Source organism: Terrabacter sp. NPDC080008 (genome assembly GCF_040702505.1).
Taxonomy (GTDB): domain Bacteria; phylum Actinomycetota; class Actinomycetes; order Actinomycetales; family Dermatophilaceae; genus Terrabacter.
In genome coordinates, this window is the sequence record NZ_JBFBLC010000002.1 from 55,474 (window position 1) to 77,680 (window position 22,207).

Annotated in this window: 19 protein-coding genes, 1 tRNA gene and 1 pseudogene; 8 read left to right on the plus strand and 13 right to left on the minus strand. The window is 71.7% G+C overall.

Annotation, left to right across the window (positions count from 1 at the left end):
- Nucleotides 1–55 precede the first annotated feature (55 nt).
- A complete protein-coding gene (locus AB0316_RS06115) occupies nucleotides 56–1,441 on the minus strand; it encodes a M23 family metallopeptidase (protein ID WP_366271412.1) in 1,386 nt (461 codons plus the stop codon).
- Nucleotides 1,442–3,406: 1,965 nt separating this feature from the next.
- Here AB0316_RS06115 and AB0316_RS06120 point away from each other — a divergent pair.
- The 3 genes from AB0316_RS06120 to AB0316_RS06130 all read left to right on the plus strand — a co-directional run bounded on the left by AB0316_RS06120 (nucleotide 3,407) and on the right by AB0316_RS06130 (nucleotide 5,872).
- Nucleotides 3,407–4,438, plus strand: coding sequence for an AraC family transcriptional regulator (locus AB0316_RS06120; protein WP_366271415.1), 1,032 nt, complete (start codon nucleotides 3,407–3,409; stop codon nucleotides 4,436–4,438).
- Between the two features lie 320 nt (nucleotides 4,439–4,758).
- A complete protein-coding gene (locus tag AB0316_RS06125) occupies nucleotides 4,759–5,007 on the plus strand; it encodes a hypothetical protein (RefSeq protein WP_366271417.1) in 249 nt (82 codons plus the stop codon).
- A 79-nt stretch (nucleotides 5,008–5,086) separates the two neighbouring features.
- Nucleotides 5,087–5,872 carry a PhzF family phenazine biosynthesis protein gene (locus AB0316_RS06130; RefSeq protein ID WP_366271418.1) on the plus strand — a complete coding sequence of 262 codons (786 nt, stop codon included), beginning with the start codon at nucleotides 5,087–5,089 and terminating at the stop codon, nucleotides 5,870–5,872.
- An 80-nt stretch (nucleotides 5,873–5,952) separates the two neighbouring features.
- Here the strand turns inward: AB0316_RS06130 and AB0316_RS06135 are convergent, their stop codons facing one another.
- Nucleotides 5,953–7,362, minus strand: a complete 1,410-nt coding sequence (locus AB0316_RS06135; protein ID WP_366271420.1) for a PLP-dependent aminotransferase family protein — start codon at nucleotides 7,360–7,362, stop codon at nucleotides 5,953–5,955.
- Between AB0316_RS06135 and AB0316_RS06140 the strand changes: the two genes are divergently transcribed.
- Both AB0316_RS06140 and AB0316_RS06145 read left to right on the plus strand, forming a co-directional pair.
- Nucleotides 7,361–8,296, plus strand: coding sequence for a DMT family transporter (locus tag AB0316_RS06140; protein WP_366271422.1), 936 nt, complete (start codon nucleotides 7,361–7,363; stop codon nucleotides 8,294–8,296). The two genes, AB0316_RS06135 and AB0316_RS06140, sit on opposite strands and share 2 nt — an antisense overlap.
- 204 nt (nucleotides 8,297–8,500) lie before the next feature.
- A pseudogene (locus tag AB0316_RS06145) lies at nucleotides 8,501–8,617 on the plus strand (site-specific integrase); the annotation flags it as partial.
- Between the two features lie 111 nt (nucleotides 8,618–8,728).
- Here the strand turns inward: AB0316_RS06145 and AB0316_RS06150 are convergent.
- A tRNA-Ile gene (locus AB0316_RS06150) sits at nucleotides 8,729–8,805 on the minus strand.
- 157 nt (nucleotides 8,806–8,962) lie between these two features.
- Here AB0316_RS06150 and AB0316_RS06155 point away from each other — a divergent pair.
- The 3 genes from AB0316_RS06155 (at nucleotide 8,963) to AB0316_RS06165 (ending at nucleotide 11,746) form a co-directional block, all read left to right on the plus strand.
- Entirely contained in the window at nucleotides 8,963–9,304 is a 342-nt protein-coding gene (locus tag AB0316_RS06155; protein ID WP_366271424.1) for a non-heme iron oxygenase ferredoxin subunit, read from the plus strand.
- Between the two features lie 223 nt (nucleotides 9,305–9,527).
- Entirely contained in the window at nucleotides 9,528–10,043 is a 516-nt protein-coding gene (locus tag AB0316_RS06160; RefSeq protein WP_366271425.1) for a DUF3145 domain-containing protein, read from the plus strand.
- A 485-nt stretch (nucleotides 10,044–10,528) separates the two neighbouring features.
- Nucleotides 10,529–11,746 (plus strand): RtcB family protein, encoded by a 1,218-nt coding sequence (locus AB0316_RS06165; protein WP_366271426.1) that lies wholly within the window; start codon nucleotides 10,529–10,531, stop codon nucleotides 11,744–11,746.
- Between the two features lie 87 nt (nucleotides 11,747–11,833).
- Here the strand turns inward: AB0316_RS06165 and fabF are convergent, their stop codons facing one another.
- From fabF to argG, 10 genes are all read right to left on the minus strand, one after another.
- Entirely contained in the window at nucleotides 11,834–13,084 is a 1,251-nt protein-coding gene (gene fabF / locus AB0316_RS06170; RefSeq protein ID WP_366271427.1) for a beta-ketoacyl-ACP synthase II, read from the minus strand.
- A 114-nt stretch (nucleotides 13,085–13,198) separates the two neighbouring features.
- Entirely contained in the window at nucleotides 13,199–13,447 is a 249-nt protein-coding gene (locus tag AB0316_RS06175; protein WP_142183856.1) for an acyl carrier protein, read from the minus strand.
- Between the two features lie 121 nt (nucleotides 13,448–13,568).
- Nucleotides 13,569–14,540, minus strand: a complete 972-nt coding sequence (locus tag AB0316_RS06180) for a beta-ketoacyl-ACP synthase III (protein WP_366272801.1) — start codon at nucleotides 14,538–14,540, stop codon at nucleotides 13,569–13,571.
- Nucleotides 14,541–14,759: 219 nt separating this feature from the next.
- Nucleotides 14,760–15,689, minus strand: a complete 930-nt coding sequence (locus AB0316_RS06185) for an ACP S-malonyltransferase (protein WP_366271429.1) — start codon at nucleotides 15,687–15,689, stop codon at nucleotides 14,760–14,762.
- Between the two features lie 46 nt (nucleotides 15,690–15,735).
- A complete protein-coding gene (locus AB0316_RS06190) occupies nucleotides 15,736–17,040 on the minus strand; it encodes a helix-turn-helix domain-containing protein (RefSeq protein WP_366271430.1) in 1,305 nt (434 codons plus the stop codon).
- 215 nt (nucleotides 17,041–17,255) lie between these two features.
- On the minus strand, nucleotides 17,256–17,963 hold the full coding sequence (locus AB0316_RS06195) for a class I SAM-dependent methyltransferase (RefSeq protein WP_366271431.1): 708 nt from the start codon (nucleotides 17,961–17,963) through the stop codon (nucleotides 17,256–17,258).
- 9 nt (nucleotides 17,964–17,972) lie between these two features.
- Nucleotides 17,973–19,169: an ABC transporter permease gene (locus AB0316_RS06200; protein ID WP_366271432.1), complete on the minus strand. Its 1,197-nt coding sequence runs from the start codon at nucleotides 19,167–19,169 to the stop codon at nucleotides 17,973–17,975.
- Nucleotides 19,166–20,140 carry an ATP-binding cassette domain-containing protein gene (locus AB0316_RS06205; protein WP_366271434.1) on the minus strand — a complete coding sequence of 325 codons (975 nt, stop codon included), beginning with the start codon at nucleotides 20,138–20,140 and terminating at the stop codon, nucleotides 19,166–19,168. Before AB0316_RS06205 ends, AB0316_RS06200 begins: the two co-directional genes overlap by 4 nt.
- A gap of 61 nt (nucleotides 20,141–20,201) precedes the next feature.
- The gene (locus AB0316_RS06210) at nucleotides 20,202–20,666 is read right to left on the minus strand and encodes a polyketide cyclase (RefSeq protein WP_366271436.1); all 465 of its coding nucleotides are present in this window, start codon (nucleotides 20,664–20,666) and stop codon (nucleotides 20,202–20,204) included.
- Between the two features lie 37 nt (nucleotides 20,667–20,703).
- Nucleotides 20,704–22,128, minus strand: coding sequence for an argininosuccinate synthase (gene argG / locus AB0316_RS06215; protein ID WP_366271438.1), 1,425 nt, complete (start codon nucleotides 22,126–22,128; stop codon nucleotides 20,704–20,706).
- Nucleotides 22,129–22,207 lie beyond the last annotated feature (79 nt).

A 22,207-nucleotide genomic window follows, 5' to 3' on the forward strand; every position in this document is an offset into this window, starting at 1 on the left:
TCAGGCCCCCGTGGGTGTCCACGGGGGCCTGACGGTCAGGCGATGTCGCCGACGCTCAACGGCCGCTGCCGGGCGTCGTGGTCGCTGAGGCGTTCGGGTCGGTGCAGGTGGGCCCGGACGACTGGGTCGGCGCGCTGCTCGGGCTCGGGTCCGTCGGCGAGCACGTCCCGGACGGGGTGGCGGTGGCGGTGGCCACCTGCGAGGCGGTCTGGAGCACCTTCGTGGCGGTCGCCGTGAGCGTGGCCGTCTGGGTGGGGGTCGGGCTCGCCGGGGTCGTGGTCGGCGGAGTCGTCGTGGCCGGCGGAGTCGTCGTCGCCGGCGTGGTGGCCGGTGGAGTCGTCGGTGCTGTCGTGCTCGTCGGCGGGTTCGGCGTCGCCGGCTGGCTCGTGGTGGGGCTCGTCGTCGGCGCGGTCGTCGTCGTGCTCGGTGTCGTGCTCGGTGTCGTCGTGCCCGGTGTCGTCGTGCTGGGCGTGGGCGTGCCCGGCGTCGGGTGCGGCGCGGTTGCGGAGACGGTGGGGCGCGTGGCCGGCGGCTTGGAGGCAGCCGGGGGCTTGGCTCCGGCCGGCGGGCTCGAGGAGTCGGGCTCGTCGGTCACCGGCGCGGCCGCTGCTGGTGCAGCGGGTGCTTCGCTCGCCGCGGAGAGTGGCACGTCGCCGTCCTCGACGGTCGTCGCGACGACGGTGCCCGGTGCGATCACGACGCCGGGGACGGCGTTGAACGGCACGGAGGCCGAGTCCGATGGCGGGAAGCCGAGGTAGGGCGCGGGGTCGACGTAGCGGTCGTTGACGATGACGTCGAAGTGCAGGTGGCAGCCCGTGGACCAGCCGGTCGTCCCACTGAGTCCGATGACCTGGCCCTGCTTGACCTTCTGGCCCTCCGTGACGAAGAACGTCGACTGGTGGCCGTAGGCGGTCTTGACCGTCGGGCTGTGCTGGATGATCGTGCGCAGGCCCCAAGAGGGCGACACGCGAGCGTAGATGACGGTGCCGTCGGCTGCTGCGTGGACCGGGGTGCCGCACGCGGCGGCGAGGTCGATGCCGGTGTGGAACATCGGCCGCCCCAGGAGCGGGTGGATCCTCGGCCCGAAGGGCGAGGTCTCGGGGCCCGGCACGGGGTGGATGAAGAACGGCATACCGGTCAGTGGCGCCACCAGCGCGTCTGCGGTGACTGGCGAGAGGCTGATGGCAGGGAAGAGGAAGAGGCCGCCGCCCATCGCGGAGGAGAGGGCGTCCCCGGCGGGAGCGGTGCCCCCGTCGCTGTCCATCACCGCCAGCTGGTCACGTGCCTGACCGACCGCCTGGACCGCGTCCTGCACGGCAGCCGGCGTGCCGGCGGCCAGGACGACGGTGGCCGTCGGTGGTGTGGCGGCGCTGCCACCGAGAAAGGGCAGCAGGGCGAAGAGCAGCAGCGCTGCTGCGAACGGAACGAGACGGCCGCTCATCCTGATGTTCAGAACGAGCGGACCACGTCGCTGATCGGCTGTACGCACCTGCGGGCCACCCCCTCGAGGCGAAACGTCACCATCGGACCTTGTGCGGCAGACCGCTCCGCCGCGACCGGACGATCTCTCGCGCCCGCTCTGCACGCGGCTGCGCGAGCTGGTTCGACCGGTCTCTTTCACCATATGGGCGGGCCCCCCGCGCAGGGGTGCTTCCCGGAAAAAGGTACGAGATCAGTGACGCCTGTGACAGATGAGGCACCTGCCCGGCCTGTCACGGCGTGTGCCGACCCTTCCCTTGCGGGAAACTTGCACAAACCCCTCCGACTCGACCACCCCGCTCTTGCACTGCCCGGGGCAGAGTGAGGATCGCTGGGGAGGAGGCCGACCGGAGCCGGGGGGCGTGGTCGGGCCAGCACGGCAGGGGGGACCGGTCGGGGGACCGGGCCGGGTGGGGGAGTACGCAGATGGGTCCTGCCGGGGGAGTCGGCAGGACCCATCTTCATGCCCATTTCGGGCAAAGCGCGCAAAGCGGCCGAGACTGCGCGAGGCGTGCAGATCGGATTAGCCGGATGTGTACGTTTCGCGCCGCTCTGGAGCCGCCGGGGTGCAGACTAGTCACTGGATCCGTCACGGCCCCTTCTCGGGAGAAGGGTCGTCACGCCTCCTCCTGACGGTGCGACTCCGGTCGACGCGCACGTGGCCCAACCTCCCACCCCCGGCCCCGTGTCCACCCCCAACGCCGTCGGGATGCCGACCGGGCCGTGCACGGACCTTCGGCCCAGGACGGTCGGCGGGATCCCACCCGCCGGCCGTTCCTCGTCCGCGGCGGTCCGTGGCGCGCGCACGCATGAGTGGGCAGCAGGGGGTTGAACCCTGGACCGGCGGGATCACGAGTCGTTCAGGGTGAGGCGGTCGGCATGTCCGAGAGATCCGTTCGAGCACACGTCGATGGGGCATCGGTGACCACGGCTCCTGTGCCGAGCCTTCAGCGGCGGCCAGACTCTGACGAGGGGGGCGTGGCCTCCGGCCACAACGTGGTGCGCGACCGGGCGGTCGTGGCTGCCATCTCGTACTGGAAGGCGAGGCACTTCCAGCCGTCTCGGTCGGCTCGAAGGCTGGCGTGCTCGGCGTCGGCGGCCGCCATGACCATCGCATATGCGGCCTGCCACAACCCGGGCGGGCCTCCGAGTTCGGATCGTAGCCACGCCAAAGCTTCTTTGTATGGCTCGATCCGCTCGCCGGCAGCTGCCGGCTGCTCAGATCGGTCTCGGTCCGCGGGATCCGCGGTTCCCTCCGGCGGGCGGTCGCGGCGCTGGCGTGCGGCGGGCGGCCACCACACCTCGATGCCGTCGGGGCTGGTGTAGGGCCTGCCAGTCATGTGCAGCCCTCGTGGGCGCATCGGGTGGTGGGGTGTGTGCGAGTGGCGGTGTCGTGCGGGTGGGTGTCAGCGAGGGCTCTCGCGTTGGGTCCGTCGGCTTCCCACGGGCAGTGGGGGCGGGTGCAGGACTCGATGTCGTGCACGGTGTTCATGCGCAGCGCTCCTGCTCAGCTGAAGGTCGTGGCCGTGGGCTCGCCGTGCCGGGGCTCTGAGAGCGCGGCCAGGCCGGCGAGGCGGGACAGACGCCGCTGGTATCCATCGCGGGCAATCTCGGGAAGTGCTTTCATGCTCGTCCTTTCCTTTCGAGGGTCTGCCGAACGACCGAGCGGGCGCCGGCAACAGAGGCAACAGCGCGACCTCATGGGCTTTCCGCGCATGCGGACGTGCACCCGCGGGAGGCCCCCGAGAGGGGAGGGGGCACCTGGGGGCCTCCTGCTGGGCTCACGGGATGACCCAGCGACGCGGCTGCAACGTTTCTTCGAGCGTCGCTGGGTTCAGGGAGTGACCCAGCGATGCGATTGCAACGTCTTCGAGCGTAGAAGGCTCGACGGGACCGCACTACACGGAACCGGACGCATGCTTGTCATATGGGGACACTCCCATCGCGGGGTGGGCCGGTGCAGCCGCTGATCCGCGCCGCGACGCTCGACGGCTACCTGGAGTTGGCCAGGGCCCTAGGCCTCGACGGGCCGGCTTTGCTCGCGCAGGTGGGTCTGGCTCTGGCTGACCTGCAGGATCCGACGTCCTGGCTGCCAGCCAAACGCGCCGTGCGGCTGCTGGACCTGTCCGCCAAGCTCTCGGGCCGGCCGGACTTCGCGGTGCTGCTCGGCGACCGGCGGCGCCTGGCGACTCTCGGACCGATCAGCATCGCGGTGCGCGAGGAGCCGGACCTGCGACATGTCCTACAGGTCCTGACGCAGCACGTGGTCACGTACAACGAGGCCCTGCGCATGCACCTGGACGAGAGCGAGGGCACCGTCACCGTCCGGCTGTGGCTCGAACTAGGGGTGCCGGCGCCCTTGGGGCAGGCCACCACCTTCGCCGTTGCTGCACTCAACGGCGTCATCCGGGCGGGCGCGGACGACGCGTGGCGCCCCCTCGGCGCGCACTTCCCCTATTCGGCTCCGGCGGACGTCAGCGCCTACCTCCACGCGTTCGGCCCCGGCGTGCACTTCGACCAGCCCTTCGCGGGCCTGACCCTGCGCACCCGCGATCTCGCCAACCCGAACCGGCTCTCGGACCCGCTGCTACGACCCTACGCACGACAGTTCCTCGAAACCGCCGTCGCCCGCAGAGGGCCGAGCGTTACGACGCGGGTCACCGAGCTGGTCGAGCTGCTGCTGATCTCTGGGCACTGCTCGCTCACCGCCGTCGCCAAGGCCCTGCAGATGGATCCTCGCACCCTGCGGCGACACCTGGCCGCCGAGGGCACCACGTTCACCGCCATCGTGGACGACGCGCGGGCCGCCATGGCCGAGCGCCACCTCGGCAGCGGTGGCCAGCCACTCACGGAGATCGCCTACCTGCTCGGATTCGACACACCCGCCGCGTTCAGCCGATGGTTCAAGCACCGGTTCGGCATGACGGCCCGGGACTGGCGCAAGGTCTCCCGGGGTTAGGGTCGGCGCGAACCAACGGCTGCACGAACCGACCTGCGAGGGGGGTGTCCCCATCTGACAAGCATGCGTCCGGTTCGGTGTAGTGCGGTCCCGGTACTGCTTTCTACGCTCGAAGAGCGCAAGCGGTCGCGCTGTTGCTCCTGTTGCAAGCGACCGCCTGGTCGTTCCGAGGCCCCGCGACAGCAAAGGACACACGAAAGTGCCCCCGAGATTGCCCGACGGCTCACCTGGCTGGGACCAGGGATGCGGCACGCGTTCGCACGTGTCGCCCTTGACGGTTCCGCGGTGAGACCTCTGACATTCCTGACGAAAGGAGCGCCATGAGCGCCGCCACCCTCCCGCCCGCCCCGGACACGACGCTGCGACAGCTGACCGCTGCCGACCGATGCGACCGCTGCGACGCCCAAGCGTGGCTGAAGACAACCGACAGGGCTGGTCTGGACCTGCTGTGGTGCGCGCACCACGGCCGCGCTCACATGCCCGCCTTCCCGGACCAGGGCCTGGAGGTCGTCGTCGACGAACGCGAGTACCTGAGCGCCGCACCGAACCCGTCCGAGGACGCGGACTGACACGCCCCCGCCCCCTGGCGGCCGCGCGTCCTTCGGGCGCCCCTGAGGCGCGGACGGCGCCGTCTCCTACGATGCGGCCATGCGGGTCCCGATCTTTCAGCTCGACGCCTTCACGACTCGCCGCTTCAGCGGCAACCCGGCCGCCGTCGTGGTGCTGGACCGGTTTCTCGAGGACGCTCTGCTGCAGGCTGTGGCCGCAGAGAACAACCTCGCCGAGACGGCGTTCGTCGTGCCGTCCGAGGGCCGGTACCGGCTGCGCTGGTTCACACCGGCGGTGGAGGTACCACTGTGCGGGCACGCGACGCTGGCGGCGGGCGCGGTGGTCGTCGAGCGCCTCGAGCCCGGCCGCGACAGCGTCGTGTTCGACACCGCCAGCGGGCCATTGACGGTCTCCCGCGAGGGCACCGCGTATCGGATGGACCTACCGGCTCGCACGGTGCGCGCCGTGCCACCGCCGCCGGCGTTGTCGGCCGCGCTCGGCGTCACACCGGTGGAGACGGCGATGGACGGGAACAACTACCTCGCCCTGCTCGCCGCAGCCGACGACGTCCGGTCCCTCGAACCCGACCTCGCCGCGATCGCGCGTCTGGACCGGACCGGGGTCGTGGTCACCGCCGCCGGCGATGGCACACACGACTTCGTCAGCCGGTACTTCGCACCCGCGAAGGGCATCCCCGAGGACCCGGTGACCGGCGGAGCACACTGCGCGCTCGTGCCGTTCTGGGCGGCACGGACGGGCGAGGACACCTTCTTCGCGTACCAGGCGTCGCGGCGCGGCGGGGAGCTGACCTGCCGCCTCGAGGGGGACCGGGTGCAGCTGCACGGCTCGTGCGTGTTCTACCTCGAGGGCCACATCGAGCTCTGAAGCCCCCTGTCCGGTTCGATCGTCCGCTCAGCGGTGCGGGTCACCCTCGGGGGCAGGGCAGGACGTGGTGACTACTTGGGTCAGCGGGCGAGGCTCATGGCTTGATGGAGGATGCGCCCGACGTCGGGGAAACGGGCGGGGTCTTCGCAGGAGTAGTTCAGCCGGATGTGGGGGCCTGACGGTTCGGCGGGGAACCATTCGGTCCCGGGAGCGATGATCAGGCCGCGTGACTCGCACTCGCGCACCAGGTGGTGCACGTCGGTGCCGTCCGGCAGCCGTGCCCAGAGGTTGAGTCCACCGGGCGGGAGCTGGTGCAGGTCCACGTCTGGTGCCCCGTCGCGCAGGCTTTCGGCAAGCAGGTCGCGGCGGGTCTTGAGCTGCTGGCGCACGGCCCGCAGGTGGGTGGTCCAGCCGGGCTGGGTGACCACGTCGAGTGCGGCGCTCTGCAGCAGGCCGCTGACATACATGGACTCAGCGGCGCGATCGGACAGGATGCGGTCGCGGGCCGGGCCGCGGGCGATGACGGCAGCGACGCGCATGGCGGGGGACACGCTCTTGGTGAGCGACCGGAGGTAGATCACGTGCCCGTCATGGTCGTGTCCGATGAGCGGAGCGGGGTCGGTGTCGATGCCCAGGTCGTGGGCCCAGTCGTCCTCGATGAGGAAGGCGTTGCGCCCCCGGACGATGTCCAGGACGGCCTGCCCCGTCTCGCGGGACCACTGTGCCCCGGTCGGGTTGGCGAAGTTCGGCTGGGCGTAGAAGGCACGCGCGCCGCTGAGGGCGAAGGCACGCTCGACCTCCTCAGGCTCGGGTCCGACCGGGCCGCTGGGGACCGGGACGAGGACGACGCCGGCCTGTTCGGCGGCGAGGATGGCGCCCCAGTAGGTGGGTGACTCGATGACCAGCGGCTGGCCGGGGCCGACCAGGGCGCGGAAGATGGAGCTGAGCCCGCTCTGGCTGCCGGCGATGATCAGGGCCTCGCGCGGGGACGGCGGTGCCAGCCCGGGTGGGGTGGCGGCGGCGACCTGGCTGGCGAACCAGGCCTGCAGCGCGGGCAGGCCGCTCGCGGGGGTGCGGGTCAGGGCGGCGTCGGTCCGGGCGGCACGGATGAGGGCGGCCCGCACCAGCCGTTCGGGCAGCAGCTCCCGCGCCGGGTAGCCGGAGTGCAGCTGGATGGCGTCGGGAACCGAGGCGCGCTGGGTCGAGGACAACGCCCCGGCCCGGGTGCGCGGCGTGCCCAGGGCAGCGGTCTGCCAGCCGAAGTCGGCCGGGCTCCCGGGCCGGACCGAGCGGGTGAAGGTCCCGACTCCGGGGCGGGTCTCCACGATCCCGAGCGCGCTCAGTTTGCGAAGTGCCTTCTGGACGGTGACCGGGCTGGCGCCGTACTGCGCGACCAGGGCACGGGTCGAGGGCAGTCGCGCCCCGGGCGGCGCGGTCCCGGCCCACGAACGCAAGGCGCTTTCGATCCGCCCTGCGCTATCGTTGCCCATGACGCCACAGAGTAGCGCTATCGCGCGGCAATCGGCACCGCTATCGGACCGTCCGGCGAGGTCCGGTCTCAGGTGGGGGCTTGTCGGGATCACGGCCTTCTCCTTCACTGTGCCGTTCACCCGGGTCGCGGCTCATGACGGGTTGTCGCCGCTGTTCATCGGGGCGGGGCGCGCGGTCGTAGCTGCGGCCTTGGCCGCCGTGGCTCTGGCCGTGACTCGGCAGGTGCGGCCGAACAGGCGGCAGTGGGCTCGGCTGGCGATCGTGGCCGCTGGGGTGGTCGCCGGTTTCCCCCTGCTGACGTCGTACGCGCTCAAGACCGCGCCGGCTGGACACGGGGCCGTCGTCATCGGGCTGCTGCCGGCGGCGACCGCGGCGATGGCGGTGATGCGCGGCAAGGAGCGGGTGCCGCGCTCGTTCTGGATGTTCGCAGCGCTCGGTGCCGGGGCCGTCGTCGTCTTCGCGGCGCTGCAGGACGGCGGGCTGGGTGGGCTCCACGGCTCGGACCTGCTGCTCTTCGGGGCCGTCCTCGCGGCCGCGGTCGGGTATGCCGAGGGCGGGTTGCTCGCGCGTGAGCTCGGCGCCTGGCAGACGGTGTCCTGGGCGCTGGTGCTCTCCGCACCGCTGATGATCGTCCTGACCGTGGTCTCGGTTCTGGACGGGGCCCCGGTCGGGACGCCGGTGCAGTGGCTCGCGTTTGCCTACCTGTGCGTGGTGTCGATGTACGTGGGCTTCTTCGCCTGGTACCACGGGCTGGCCATCGGGCCGATGGCTCGGGTCAGCCAAGTGCAGCTGGTGCAGCCGGTCCTGAGCATCCTGTGGGCGGCGCTGATCCTGCGTGAGCAGCTGACCTGGCCCACGGTGATGGGCGGGCTGGTCGTCATCGCCTGCGCCCGTCTCGCGGTCCGTGCGCGCATGGGCCCGAAGGCGAGGTGATGCACCACCAGACCGGGCTGGTGGTTGCACCACATTCACACGATCGGCTCACCATCCACGGCAGATCAGGACGTCACCTCGCTCTTTGTCGGACAGCAAACGAGCGTGGGACAACAACGCATCGGTTGCCTCCGCGCCGACGCCCCCGAGTTCAGCCACCGACATCACGATCTCCGTGCGATCGGTCGCCTCGCCGATACGAGGGTGGCGATCGCCGCGGGCGCCAACGTGAAGGCGGTGCGGCAGATGCTGGGGCACGCATCAGCAGCGATGACACTCGACGTGTACGCCGGTCTCTTCGGTGACGACCTCGACGCCGTGGGCCGCCCTGGCCCCCCACGGGCTTGTGCCCCAGATGCGCCCCGCGACCCTGCCGAGGCCGAAGGAGAGGCGACCAGATGCCAGCGATGCCATCTGAACTGCGCGAACGTGTGGTGGGGCAGCAGGGGCTTGAACCCTGGACCGACGGATTATGAGTCCGCTGCTCTGACCGGCTGAGCTACTGCCCCGGACTCCGTCGCGAGCGCGACGAGGTCGGCACGGAGTCTAGCCGGGCCACGGCTGCGCCCCGGTGTGGGTGGCCCGCAGTGCATCGAGCCCACCCTCTAGGCTCGCGGGGGACCAGACACCGCCGGGCACGAGACCCGGCACGAGGAGGAGAACAGCATGGGTGACGGCATCCGGGTGGCCGCGGTCGGCGACGTGGAGCCCGGTGAGGCGCTCGTGCTCGAGACCGATCTCACCGGCACGGCCGAACCCATCTCCCTGTTCCGCGACGACGACGGCACCTACTACGCCCTCGACGACACGTGCTCCCACGAGGACGCCTCGCTCGCTGAAGGATGGGTCGAGGCCGGCGAGGTGGAGTGCCCGCTGCATGCGACCCGCTTCTGCCTGGCCGACGGGCGCCCGATGTGTCTCCCGGCCACGAAGCCCGTGCAGACGCACCGAGTCGAGCTCCGCGGCGACGACGTGTACCTCTTCCCGGGCGTGCCCGCCACGTCCTGAGGGCTGGGCGCCCTCCAGCGCAGCCGCGAGGGTGCCGGCAGGGCGCCGGGCCACGAAACTGGCATATCGACCAGTGGGACTGCTGGTGCGACTGTGCCTGATGGTGCACAATGAGCGGGTGCTCGCCGTCGAGCACGCGTGATCGGCACCACCGAGCAGACCGCCGGAACACCTGAGCAAGCAGGCGTTGGGGAAGACGTCCCTGCAACTTCAGGAGGTTCGGATGTCTGTGGCGATGCCGCGCACCACGACACGTGGGGTCCTGTTCGTACACGGGGCCCCGGCCGCGCTGTGCCCGCACATCACCTGGGCCGTCGAGGCCGTCCTCGACCAGCCGGTCTCCCTCGACTGGATCCCCCAGCCGGCCGCGCCCCGGCTGGTGCGCACCGAGCTTTCCTGGTCCGGCCCCGCCGGCACCGGCGCCTCCCTGGCCAGCGCCCTGCGTGGCTGGGACGGGCTGCGTTTCGAGGTGACCGAGGACCCGTCGCCCGGCTGCGACGGCGCGCGGTGGTCCTACACGCCCAGCCTCGGCATCCACCACGCCATGACGTCGGCCTCGGGCGACGCCGTCGTGCAGGAGGACCGGCTGCGCGAGGCGATCCTGCGGACGCGCGGTGACACCGAGGCCCTGCAGGACGAGATCGACCTGCTGCTCGGGGTGCCCTGGGACGAGGAGCTCGAGGTCTTCCGCTACGCCGGGGACGGCGTCGCCGTCCGCTGGCTGCACAAGGTGGGCTGACCAAGGCCCAACCGCGCACAGGCAGGGCGCGGGATGCAGGAGCGCGGAAAACCCGTGGGCGCGAGGGCGCCCGCGCTGCCATCATCGATCCTGCGCGCGACCCGTCTCGCCGCCCGACAGCCACATCGCCCGACCGAGAAGGACCAGTCATGCCCGAGGGGACCGTCCTCGAAGCGAAGCGCATCGCGTGCTTCGCCGATGAGCGCTACGCCCTCCTCGGCACGCACTGCTATCGGCGCCCCCTGCAACGGCATCCCCTGCTGCGAACTCGCTGACGCGACGCGCCTCGCGCGCCCAGCCCACGAGCCGTCCCGGGATGAACCCGAAGGGCGGCTCTTCCTCTGCCCGGGAGGCCTGCCTGCTCCGTGCCGTATGCCGCATGCCGTATGCCGGGTGGCCGGCTCCCGGTGACCGCGCCACCCGGCATACGGCCGCGGGGCTCGAGCCCTCCCACCTGTCCGGACGACCGTCCGACCGACGAAAGGATGACGGCCATGACCACCCTTCCTGTCGCGCTCCCGGGCGCGCAGGCTCCCACCCTGATGTGGGCCGACCCCGACGAGGTCGAGCCCGCCGCGCTCGACCAGCTGCGCAACATCAGCCGGCTGCCGTGGGTCCACGGCCTCCGCGTCATGCCCGACGTGCACCTGGGCAAGGGCGCGACCGTCGGCTCGGTCATCGCGATGCGCGATGCCGTGTCGCCGGCTGCTGTCGGCGTCGACATCGGCTGCGGCATGACCGGTGTCCGCACCAACCTCACTGCCGCCGACCTGCCCGATGACCTCGGGCCGCTCCGTGCCGCGGTCGAGGCCGTGCTGCCGGTCGGCTGGAACGCCCACGACGGGACGGCTCCGGTGCTCCGGCGCGACGCAGCCCTCAGCGCGAGGTTCGACGGCCTGATGTCGCGGTTCGGCGACCTGCGCGCGCCTGCGATCTCGGACCGCCAGGGGCGGGCGCTCGCGCAGTGCGGCTCGCTCGGTTCGGGCAACCACTTCTGGGAGCTGTGCGAGGGCGGGGACGGGCGGTTGTGGCTCATGCTGCACTCGGGCTCGCGGAACATCGGCAAGGAGCTCGCCGAGCGGCACATCGCCACGGCGAAGACGCTCGAGCACAACCTCGGCCTCCCCGACCGTGACCTCGCGGTGTTCCTCGCCGGGACGCAGGAGATGGCGGCCTACCTGCACGACCTCTACTGGGCCCAGGAGTACGCGCTGCTGAACCGTGAGGTGATGATGGCAACGACTCGTGAGGTCGTGGCGCGGCACTTCCCGCACGTCGTGTTCGACGAGCCGGTGCGCTGCCACCACAACTACGTGTCGGAGGAGACCTACGAGGGGGTCGACGTCGTCGTGACCCGCAAGGGGGCCATCCGGGCCGGGGCGGGCGACCTCGGGCTGATCCCGGGGTCGATGGGCACGGGGTCCTACGTCGTGCGCGGGCTGGGCAACGAGGCCTCGTTCAACTCGGCGAGCCACGGCGCCGGCCGGCGCATGTCGCGGAACGCCGCGAAGCGACGGTTCAGCGTGGAGGACCTGCGCGCGCAGACGGCGGGCATCGAGTGCCGCAAGGACGCGGGAGTGATCGACGAGATCCCGGCGGCCTACAAGGACCTCGAGTCGGTCATCGCCGCCCAGACGCGAGGGCCCAGCCCGCTCGTCGAGGTCGTCACACGCCTGACGACGCTGCTCTGCGTCAAGGGCTGAGGCGCCGGCGCAAGCCGGGCGCGGCCATGCACGAGGCCCCTCGACCATCCGGTCGAGGGGCCTCGTGAGGTGCGGGTGCGTCGCGTCTCAGATGCTGCGGATCGCGAGGGCGACGTTGTGGCCGCCGAAGCCGAACGAGTTGTTGAGCGCCGCGATGTCGCCGTCGGGCAGCTTCTGCGCCTCGCCCGTGACCACGTTGAGCGGGATCTCCGGGTCCTGGTCGTCGAGGTTGATCGTGGCCGGCACGAGCCGGTTGTGGATCGACTGGATCGTGATCACGGCCTCGAGGGCACCTGCGGCGCCGAGCAGGTGGCCCGTCATCGACTTCGTCGCCGTCACCGACAGGTTCTCGGTGTGGTCGCCGAACGCCCGCTTGATGGCGTTGTACTCGGCGACGTCACCGACCGGGGTGGAGGTCGCGTGCGCGTTGATGTGGACGATGTCGGCCAGGGACAGGTCGGCGCGCTCGACGGCATACTGCATGGCGCGTGAGGCGCCCGAGCCGTTGGGCTCCGGTGCGGTGATGTGGTGCGCGTCGGCGGACATGCCCACGCTCGCGAGCTCGGCGTAGATGCGCGCGCCACGGGCCCGGGCGTGCTCCTCCGACTCGAGGACGATCACGGCGGCGCCCTCGCCGAGGACGAAGCCGTCGCGGCCGGTGTCGTAGGGGCGCGAGGCCTTCTCCGGCTCGTCGTTACGGGTCGACAGCGCCTGCATGGCGGCGAAGCCGGCGATGGGCAGGGCGTGCACGGCGGCCTCGGTGCCGCCGGCGACCACGACGTCGGCCCGGCCGGTGCGGATCATGTCGATGGCGTAGCCCATGCTCTCGGCACCGGAGGCGCAGGCGCTGACGGTGGTGTGGGCTCCGGCACGCGCGCCGAGGTCGAGGGAGACCGCGGCTGCCGGACCGTTGGGCATGAGCATGGGAACGGCGAGCGGGTAGACCCGGCGGGGGCCTTTCTCGCGGAGGTTGTCCCACTGGTCAAGGAGCGTCCAGACTCCGCCGATGCCGGAGCCGATGGCCGCGCCGAGGCGCTCCGGGTCGACCTCGGGCTTGCCGGCGTCGGCCCAGGCCTCGCGGGCGGCGATGAGGGCGTACTGGCTCGACGGGTCGAGACGACGGGTCTCGACCTTGGTGAGGACCTGGTCGGGCGTGGTGTGGATCGTGGCGGCGAAGGTGACCGGGAGCTCGTACTTGGCGACCCAGTCGAAGTCCATGGTGCGGGCGCCGGACCGGCCGGCGAGCAGGGCCTCCCACGTCTCCGTGGCGGTGCCGCCGAGGGGCGTGGTGGCACCGAGGCCGGTGACCACGACGCGTCGGTCGCGATTGGACGTCATGGTGACGTGCTCCTCTGGGTGGGATCGGGTGGTGCGAGGGGTGACGAGCGGGTGGGCTGGTGCCCGGTGGTCGGCGCCCGGGCGTCCGGGCGCCGACCGGTGGCTACCGGGACCTCAGGACTGGGCGCCGGCGATGTAGGTGACGGCGTCGCGGACGGTCTTGAGGTTCTTGACCTCGCTGTCCGGGATGCGCACGCCGAACTTCTCCTCGGCGTTGACGACGATCGTCATCATCGACAGGGAGTCGATGTCGAGGTCCTCGGTGAAGGACTTGTCCATCTCGACGGACGCGGTGTCGAGGCCGGTCTCCTCGTTGACGATCTCGGCAAGACCCTCGAGGATCTCCTGCTCGGACTGAGCCATCTGTCTACTCCTTGTGGTGTGGTGTGGTGTGGTGTTGCGGGGGCTTCTGCGGTGGTCGTTCCGTGGCCCGAATGACCCGTCGGGACCGGCGGGAGTGCGAGGACTGCCCGGCTGGGAGGGCTCAGGGGAGCACGACGACCTGGGCGGCATACACGAGCCCGGCGCCGAAGCCGATCTGCAGGGCCAGGCCGCCGCTCGGGATCTCCTTCTCGGCGAGCATGCGCGTGGTGGCGATCGGGATGGAGGCGGCCGAGGTGTTGGCTGTCGTCACGATGTCGCGCGCCACGGGGATGTCGGCGGGCAGCTTGAGCTGCTTGACCATCGCGTCGATGATGCGGATGTTGGCCTGGTGGGGGATGAAGGCGTCGAGGTCGTCGGCCTTGATGCCGGCCTTGTCGATCGCCTGCTGGGCGACCGGGGCCATGCCCCAGACCGCCCACCGGAAGACGGTCTGCCCGGCCATGCCGATGGCGGGCCACACCGCCTTGTCGGCCTGGGCGTCCTGCCACGACTCGCGGACGTCGGTCCACGCCTGCTTCTGCGTGATCGCGTCGCGCTGCGTGCCGTCGGAGCCCCACACCGTCGGACCGATGCCGGGGGTGTCGCTCGGGCCGATCACGCACGCGCCCGCGCCGTCGCCGAAGATGAAGGCGCTGCCGCGGTCGTAGGGGTCGGTGAAGTCGCTGAGCTTCTCGACACCGACGACGAGCACGTAGTCGGCCGAGCCGCCCTTGACCATGTCGCTCGCCATGGCCACGCCGTAGCAGTAGCCGGCGCAGGCGGCAGAGATGTCGATGGCCGGCGCCGTGGAGCCGAGGCGCGCCGCGAGCTCGGGAGCGGCCGCGGGCGTCTGGTAGGGGTGCGTCACGGTCGCCATGAGGACGAAGCCGATCTGCTCCGGCGCCACGCCGGCGTGCTCGAGCGCCTGACGCGACGCGGCCTCGGCCATGTCGATGACGCTCTCGTCCTCGGCGGCGAAGTGGCGGCTGATGATGCCGGATCGCTCGCGGATCCACTCGTCGCTCGAGTCGATCTTGTCGACGATCTCGGAGTTCATGACGACGCGCGCGGGGCGGTAGGCACCCACGCCCATGATCCGTGAGTGGCGCGGGGCGCCGGTGTCGACGAGGGTGCCGGTGCCCTTGGGCGTCGGCGCGGTGCTGGGGGATGTCACGTGAGGCCTTCTCGAGGGTGAGGGTTCAGGTGGGTTGAGCGGCGCTCGGCGAGTGCGACGACGGGGTCACCGTCGGGCAGCACCTGCCCCGAGCGTGCCCCTGCGGGGGTCGCGGCGCCAGTCAGGGGCCGTGCGCCATCAGGCCGTGTGGGTCTGGACGAGGGTGCGGGCGGCGTCGAGGTCGTCGGGCGTCTTGACCGCGAGGGTCTCGACGCCCTTCATGGCCCGCTTGGCCAGGCCCACGAGGGTGCCGGCCGGGGCGAGCTCGATCAGGCCGGTCACGCCGAGGGCCAGCATCGTCTCCATGCAGCGATCCCAGCGCACCGGGTTGCTGACCTGGCGCACGAGACGCTGCAGCGCGTCCGCCCCGTCGGTGACGACGGCTCCGTCTGCGTTGGACAGCAGGCGCAGGCGGGGCTGCGACGGTGTCACGTCGGCGGCCGCTGCGGCGAGGGACTCGACGGCCGGCGACATGTGCGAGGTGTGGAAGGCGCCGGCGACCTGCAACGGGATCACCCGTGCCTTGGCCGGTGGCTCGCCCTGCAGGGCCTCGATCTGCTCGAGGGTGCCGGCGGCGACCACCTGGCCACCGCCGTTGACGTTCGCCGGGGTCAGGCCCTTGGCCTCGAGGGCGGCGAGGACCTCGTCGGGGTCGCCGCCGAGGACAGCCGCCATGCCCGTCGGGGTGACCGCGCTCGCCTTGGCCATGGCGCGGCCGCGGGTGGCCACCAGGGAGATGGCCTGTTCGTCGGTGACCACGCCGGCGAGGGCCGCCGCGGTCAGCTCACCGACCGAGTGGCCGGCCAGCACGGCGCCGGTGGCGTCGAGCTGCTCTCGCGCGGGGAAGAGCGCGGACGCGGTGACGAGGCCGGCCGCGACGATGAGAGGCTGCGCGACCGCGGTGTCCTTGATGGTCTCGGCATCGGACTCGGTGCCGTGGGCGACGAGGTCGTGCCCTGCGGCTTGCCCCAGGGCGGTCAGCTGCTCGCGGACGCCGTCGAGCTCGAGCCACGGGGTGAGGAAGCCGGGGGTCTGGGAGCCCTGTCCGGGGCACACGATCGCTAGCACGCCTTCAACCCTTCCCGGTCGAGGCGGTCGATCCCGCCGTCGAATGTCACGAAGTCGCTCCGGATAGTTTGGAGGATTCCTCCAAGCCGAGGCGGGGTGGGCGCATGGAGGGCAGTGTGGGCGACCCACCGTGCCCTGACCTGCTCGCCGCTGCCGGTGGGGTCGCGGGTGAGGAGGCGCCCGCTGCGGCCAGGCGCCCCAGCGACAGGGCGATCCGCACGGTCCACGCCTCGCGCGGCACCGTGAGGTCGTAGCCCGTCGCGTCGCAGATGCGTCCCAGCCGATAGCGGACCGTGTTGGGGTGGACGAACAGGGTGCGGGCCGTGGCCTCCAGCGCCCCGCCGCTCTCGAGGTATGCCGTCGCGGTCGTCAGCAGGGCGGAGTGGCTCGCAGCCGCGAGCGGGCGGTGGACACGGTCGACGAGCAGGCGCCGTGCCTGCGGCTCACCGGCCAGGGCGCGCTCGGCCAGCAGGGCGTCCGACTCGACGACGCGGGGCACCTCGGGCCAGGCGGCGGCCGCCGAGAGCCCGCTCAGGGCCGCGCGTGCCGAGCGGCCGGCGGCGAACAGGTGCGGCACCGTCGGGCCCAGCACGACCGGCCCGGGACCGAAGCAGTCCGCTACGGCGCTGACCACGCGGAGCGCGTCCCGGGTGCCGCCGAGGATCGCAATGAGTCGTGAGCGCTGCACGATGGCAAGCGCTTCCACGCCGTGCTGGCGCACCGAGCGGCGCAGGTCGTCGACCGCCGGCACCGCACCGCCGGCGGCCGTGGGAGTGGTCCCCACGACGAACGTCACGTCGGCGACGTCTCCCCACCCGAGCGCGCTGGCCCGGGACTGCATCGACTCGTCGGCCTCGCCGCGCAGCACGCCGTCGACGACGAGCGCCTCGAGCCGGGCGTCCCAGGCGCCTCGGGCCTCGGCGGCCCCGGCATACACCTCGGCGGCGGCGAACGCGATCTCGCGGGAGAAGCGCAGCACCGACTCGCGCAGCAGCTGCTCGTCGCCGGGGCCCGCGAGGCTCTCGACGCGCGACTCCACGACGTCGACGACGGTGCGCACGAGATCGAGGGTCTGGCGCAGGCTCACCGACCGGGTGAGCTCCTGCGGCGCGTTGGCGAAGATGGAGATGGCCGAGGGCTCGTGCCCCTCCTCCTGGTGGAACCACGCGATGAACTGCGAGATGCCGGCCTGGGCGACGAGGCCCACCTGCGAGCGCTCCTCGGCGGAGAGCTCGCGGTACCACCGGAGGTGCTCCTCCATCCGCTGGGAGGCGAGGGTCGCGAGCTCACCGGCGCTGCGCTCGACGGCACGCGACGTCGCCTCACTCGGGTGCTGCCGCTGGTCGGTCACGTCGCCAGCCTAGGGCCGTTGCGCGAGGGACTTTGTATGCCGTTCACAAACCGCCGCCTCGCGGCTGCCGTCGAGCGCGCAGGGGTGCGCGGTCGTGCCAGAAGTGGGGAATCGTCGTAGGGATGCGCGTTCCAACGCGCACCCCTGTGCGGGAAGCGCATCCGCGCGGCGAACGGGCACCCACCCGGCGACCTGCCTGAGTCCGGGCCGGCGAGTCAGTGGGCCGACAGGACGGCGGTGCGGCCGGCATACGTCCGCTCGCCCTCGAAGAAGGGGAGGGCGTCGGCGAGGTCCGGAGCGAAGGTGGCCAGGTAGGCGCGGGCCGTGGCGTGGTCGGGGAAAGTGGCGCGGGTCTCCACGTCCCGCTGCACGACGTGTTCGAAGTGCCGGCGCAGGACCTCAGTCGCGTTCTCCGACATGAACTGTGTGACCAGCGGCTCGCCGCCGGCCTCGCGGAGCAGGTCGCCCAGGTGCTCGTGGCCGTTGGTGACGACGTGCAGGCAGCCGCCCTCTCGGAGCACCCGGCGCAGCTCGACCAGCGCGCCGTCCAGGTCGGGGACGTGGTAGAGCATCCACGCGGCGACGCCGCCGTCGAAGGAGCTGTCGGCGAAGGGCAGTGCGTCGGCGGCCGCGACCTCGGACGTCACGCCGAGCGCGCGGGTGGCCTTCACCATGGCGGGGGAGAGGTCCGTCGCGACGTAGTCGACGCCGGGCGCGGCGTCCAGGACCGACCGAGCGAAGTCACCTGTGCCGCAGCCGACCTCGAGGACGCGGCGAGCACCCGAGGAGACGACGAGCGTTCGGAGCACGTCGACCGGCGACACACCTTCGGGGCCCGGCCCCCACACGCCCCGGCGCGTCTCGAGCCTCTCGGTGCTGGCGTACTGCTCCCCGACGGCGGCCGGCTCGGTCATCTCGCGCATCCGCGGAGACTATCCGGAACGCCTGCCGCCGGGAGTCGGGCGACGCCGCAGGAGCTCGCGCGGTCGGACGCGGTGCCCGGTGATGACGAGGGCCCGCCGGTAGACGGTCGAGGCCAGCCAGATACAGCCGAGCCCGGCCACGGCGGTCAAGACGAGGGCGAGGAGCAGCTGGTAGGTGGGCACGTCGCCCGTGCCCCACCGGATGGGCATGGTCAGCGGCGCGGTGAGCGGGAAGATCGACGCCGCCACGCTGAGGGCCGACCCCGGGTTGCCCAGGACGACGACCACCCCGAGCAGGTAGCCGCCGATGATCAGTGCGGTGACGGGCAGCACCGCGGCCCCCGCCTCGGTCACCTTGTCGACGAGCGCCCCGCCGGCGGCATACAGGAAGGCGAACAGGCCGAACCCGAGGACGAACCACGTCAGAGCCAGGGCGACGTCCGGTGCCGCCAGGGCCGGAAGCCAGGACGAGCCGGTCACCGAGGCGCCGACGAGCATCGGCACCGACAGCACGATCAGCTGGATGAGGGTGACCGTGGCGACGGACAGGACGGTGCCCACGAGCACCTGGCTGGGCCGCAGGACCGCGAGGAGCACCTCCGAGATCCGGGTCGCCTTCTCGGTCGCCACCGCCATGGCGATGATCTGGCCGCTGAAGAGCAGGGCGAGGTAGAGCACGAGCCCGACCGCGTAGCCGACGTTGGCTCGGCTCTGGTTCTGCGCGGCCGCCACGATCACCTGCTCGGGTGGACGGATGGAGGCCAGGCTCGCCACCTGCTCGGCTGTCAGGCCGAAACCGGCCAGCGCGCGTGCCGTCTCGAGCCTGACGAGCGACTGCGCCACGATGCCGGGGAAGGCGCCGGCGTTGCGCTCGGCGACGTACATCCGGTTGCCCGCCAGGCCCACCGTCGCGTCGCCGTGCTGCACGGCCTCCCGCACGCCCGCCTCGCTGGAGCGCTGCACGTATGCCGTCCGGTAGCCGCCGGCTCGGGCGGCGGCCGTCACGCTCGTGGTCAGGGTGACAGGCGCCCGCCCCACCGTCACGAGGGTGTAGGTGGTCGGGCCGCTGGAGATGAGCCTCGGGACGACGACGGCGGCGACGGAGAGCAGCAGGAGCAGGGTCGTGACGATCTTGAAGGTCCTGGAGCGCAGCTGCTCGCGCAGACTGCGGCCGTAGACGAGCCCCATGCCGTGCCGCCAGCTCATCGGGCGCTCCCGTCAGCGGCGCCGGCGGGCATCCTCGACCCGGTGGCACTCGAGGAGGCCGCCGGGGCCGTGGTCGACCCGGGCGTCACCGCTTCGAGGAAGAGCTGCGAGAGGGAGGGCAGGTCGAGCCCGAAGTCGTCGACGTGGCCCGCGGCCCGTGCCGCGTCGAGCACCTCGAGCGGGTCCGTGCCGTGCGGGATGGCGATGCGGACCTCGTCGGCCTCCTCGCTGACGACCGTGGCGCCGGCGAAGCGGTCGAGCCAGCGCCGGTCGCGGCTGCGGACGTTGACCCGCAGCTGCACCCCGCTCGAGGCCGCCCGCAGAGAGGCCAGCGGTCCACGCAGCACGATCCGTCCCTCGTCGACCATCACGATGTCCTCGCACAGGTTCTGCACGAGGTCCAGCTGGTGGCTGGAGAAGAGGACGGTGCAGCCGGCTCGCGCCCGCTGCCGGAGGCTGTCGGACAGGTCTGCGACGGCGACGGGGTCCAGGCCGGCGAAGGGCTCGTCGAGCACGACGACGTCCGGCTCGTGGGCGAGCGCCGTGGCCAGCTGGAGCCGCTGCTGGAGTCCGCCCGAGAGCTTGTCGGTGCGCTCGTCCCAGCGCTCGGACATGCCGAGCTCGTCGAGCAGGGCCCGGGCGCGTGCGGTTGCATCGGCCCGCGAGAGGCCGTGCAGCCGGGCGAAGTAGACGACCTGCTCGCCGACCGGCATCCCGGGGTAGAGGCCGCGCTCCTGGGGCATGTAGCCCCACCGCTGCCTGACCGCGCTGTCGACCGGGGCGCCGTCGAGCCGCACGTCGCCCCGGTCCGGGACCAGCACACCGAGCACGATGCGCATGAGGGTCGTCTTGCCCGCACCGTTTGGCCCGAGCAGTCCCGTCAGGACGCCCGGGGTCACCTCCAGATCGACCCCGTCGAGGGCCACCCGGTCGCCGTAGGAGTACGCCACGCCGCGGACCTCGAGGGCCATACCCTCACGCTAACCCCGGCCGGCAGTGGAGCAGCCCCGTTCGGGGGACGCGAGCGCCGCGCTAGCCGGCGACGGCCGAGGCCAGGTTGCCCAGGCTGTCCTCGAGCTGGGTCTTCTCGACGAGCGGGAAGCTGACCTTCTGCAGGATCTCCTTGTCGGTGACGCGGCTCCAGTCATACGTCAGCGACACCAGAGTCGAGTTCGGGCCCTCGGGCGTCAGCTCCCACATCCACTCCCAGCCGGGCGGCGGGGTGTCGGCAGGGGCGGTCCTCCAGGCGAGCAGGGCGTTGTGCGAGTAGCCCGAGACGGTGTTGTCCGTCTGGTACTCGCCGCCCATGTGGTCGCCGGCCATGTTCATGCGGAAGACGTCGCCGACCTGCTTGATCCGCTCGGCCTTCTCGTCGGAACGCACGAACCCGGAGCCGTCGAGCTCGACGTGCCGCTTCGGGTTGCTGAGCACCTCGAAGATGTCGGCGGCCGAGGCGTCGATGTTCCGCTGGACGGTGATTGTGTGGGATTCGGTCATGCAGGGTCCCTACCCGCCGGGACTCGACGCGCCTCGATCAGTCGGTGCCGAACTCCATCGCCGCCCGGTCGAGGGCGTCGTCCTGCTCATCCACGTCGACGGCGGCGGGGTTGGCCGAGATCGCCGCGGCGCCTCCGGGGGTGAGCTCGCCCACGAGGTCGCGGGCGTCGGCACCCAGCAGGCCCTGGGCGGCATACAGCTCGAGCTTGGCGCGGGAGTCGGCGATGTCGAGGTTGCGCATGGTCAGCTGGCCGATGCGGTCGACCGGGCCGAAGGCGGCGTCCTCGGTGCGCTCCATCGAGAGCTTCTCGGGGTGGTAGCTGAAGGCCGGACCCTCGGTGCGGATGATCGACCAGTCGTCGCCGCGACGCAGGCGGATCGTGACCTCGCCGGTGACCGCGGAGGCGACCCAGCGCTGCAGCGACTCGCGGACCATGAGCGCCTGCGGGTCGAGCCACCGGCCCTCGTACATGAGGCGGCCGAGCTTGCGGCCCTCGGCGTGGTAGTTGGCGACCGTGTCCTCGTTGTGGATCGCGTTGAGGAGCCGCTCGTAGGTGATGTGCAGCAGCGCCATGGCCGGGGCCTCGTAGATGCCGCGGGACTTGGCCTCGATGATGCGGTTCTCGATCTGGTCGCTCATGCCGAGCCCGTGGCGGCCACCGATGCGGTTGGCGGCGTCGACGAGGGCGACGGCGTCGGCGTACTCCGTACCGTTGATGGCGACGGGACGCCCGCGCTCCCAGCGGACCGTGACGTCCTCGGTCTCGATGGCGACGGACGGGTCCCAGAACCTGACGCCCATGATCGGCTCGACGACCTCGATCGACTCGTCGAGGAACTCGAGCGTCTTGGCCTCGTGGGTCGCGCCCCAGATGTTCGCGTCGGTGGAGTACGCCTTCTCGGCGCTCGCGCGGTAGGGCAGCTCACGCGCGGTCAGCCACTCGGACATCTCGTGGCGGCCGCCGAGCTCGGTGACGAAGTCGGCGTCGAGCCACGGCTTGTAGATGCGCAGGCTGGGGTTGGCCATCAGGCCGTAGCGGTAGAACCGCTCGATGTCGTTGCCCTTGAACGTTGAGCCGTCGCCCCAGATCGAGACGCCGTCCTCCTGCATGGCCCGCACGAGCAGCGTGCCGGTGACGACGCGGCCCAGGGGAGTGGTGTTGAAGTAGGTCCTGCCGCCGCTGCGGATGTGGAACGCGCCGCACGCGATGGCCGACAGGCCCTCCTCGACGAGCGCGGCCTTGCAGTCGACGAGGCGGCTGATCTCGGCGCCGTACTGGCCCGCGCGGCCGGGGACGGAGTCGATGTCGGGCTCGTCGTACTGCCCGAGGTCGGCGGTGTAGGTGCAGGGCACGGCGCCCTTCTCGCGCATCCACGCGACAGCAACCGAGGTGTCGAGACCGCCGGAGAAGGCGATGCCGACACGTTCACCGACGGGGAGCGAGGTCAGGACCTTGGACATGAATGCAAGTATATGCACAGCCGCGCATACCTATCCAATCGCCTATGCCGTGGACCCCAGCCCGCAACACACCGTGCAA

Excerpts from the sequence above, each read along its gene's own strand:
- AB0316_RS06115 (WP_366271412.1), bottom strand. The coding sequence starts at position 1,441 with ATGAGCGGCCGTCTCGTTCCGTTCGCAGCAGCGCTGCTGCTCTTCGCC.
- AB0316_RS06120 (WP_366271415.1), top strand. The coding sequence starts at position 3,407 with ATGGGGACACTCCCATCGCGGGGTGGGCCGGTGCAGCCGCTGATCCGC.
- AB0316_RS06125 (WP_366271417.1), top strand. The coding sequence starts at position 4,759 with ATGAGCGCCGCCACCCTCCCGCCCGCCCCGGACACGACGCTGCGACAG.
- AB0316_RS06130 (WP_366271418.1), top strand. The coding sequence starts at position 5,087 with ATGCGGGTCCCGATCTTTCAGCTCGACGCCTTCACGACTCGCCGCTTC.
- AB0316_RS06140 (WP_366271422.1), top strand. The coding sequence starts at position 7,361 with ATGACGCCACAGAGTAGCGCTATCGCGCGGCAATCGGCACCGCTATCG.
- AB0316_RS06135 (WP_366271420.1), bottom strand. The coding sequence starts at position 7,362 with ATGGGCAACGATAGCGCAGGGCGGATCGAAAGCGCCTTGCGTTCGTGG.
- AB0316_RS06155 (WP_366271424.1), top strand. The coding sequence starts at position 8,963 with ATGGGTGACGGCATCCGGGTGGCCGCGGTCGGCGACGTGGAGCCCGGT.
- AB0316_RS06160 (WP_366271425.1), top strand. The coding sequence starts at position 9,528 with ATGTCTGTGGCGATGCCGCGCACCACGACACGTGGGGTCCTGTTCGTA.
- AB0316_RS06165 (WP_366271426.1), top strand. The coding sequence starts at position 10,529 with ATGACGGCCATGACCACCCTTCCTGTCGCGCTCCCGGGCGCGCAGGCT.
- fabF (WP_366271427.1), bottom strand. The coding sequence starts at position 13,084 with ATGACGTCCAATCGCGACCGACGCGTCGTGGTCACCGGCCTCGGTGCC.
- AB0316_RS06175 (WP_142183856.1), bottom strand. The coding sequence starts at position 13,447 with ATGGCTCAGTCCGAGCAGGAGATCCTCGAGGGTCTTGCCGAGATCGTC.
- AB0316_RS06180 (WP_366272801.1), bottom strand. The coding sequence starts at position 14,540 with ATGGGCGTGGGTGCCTACCGCCCCGCGCGCGTCGTCATGAACTCCGAG.
- AB0316_RS06195 (WP_366271431.1), bottom strand. The coding sequence starts at position 17,963 with ATGCGCGAGATGACCGAGCCGGCCGCCGTCGGGGAGCAGTACGCCAGC.
- AB0316_RS06200 (WP_366271432.1), bottom strand. The coding sequence starts at position 19,169 with ATGAGCTGGCGGCACGGCATGGGGCTCGTCTACGGCCGCAGTCTGCGC.
- AB0316_RS06205 (WP_366271434.1), bottom strand. The coding sequence starts at position 20,140 with ATGGCCCTCGAGGTCCGCGGCGTGGCGTACTCCTACGGCGACCGGGTG.
- AB0316_RS06210 (WP_366271436.1), bottom strand. The coding sequence starts at position 20,666 with ATGACCGAATCCCACACAATCACCGTCCAGCGGAACATCGACGCCTCG.
- argG (WP_366271438.1), bottom strand. The coding sequence starts at position 22,128 with ATGTCCAAGGTCCTGACCTCGCTCCCCGTCGGTGAACGTGTCGGCATC.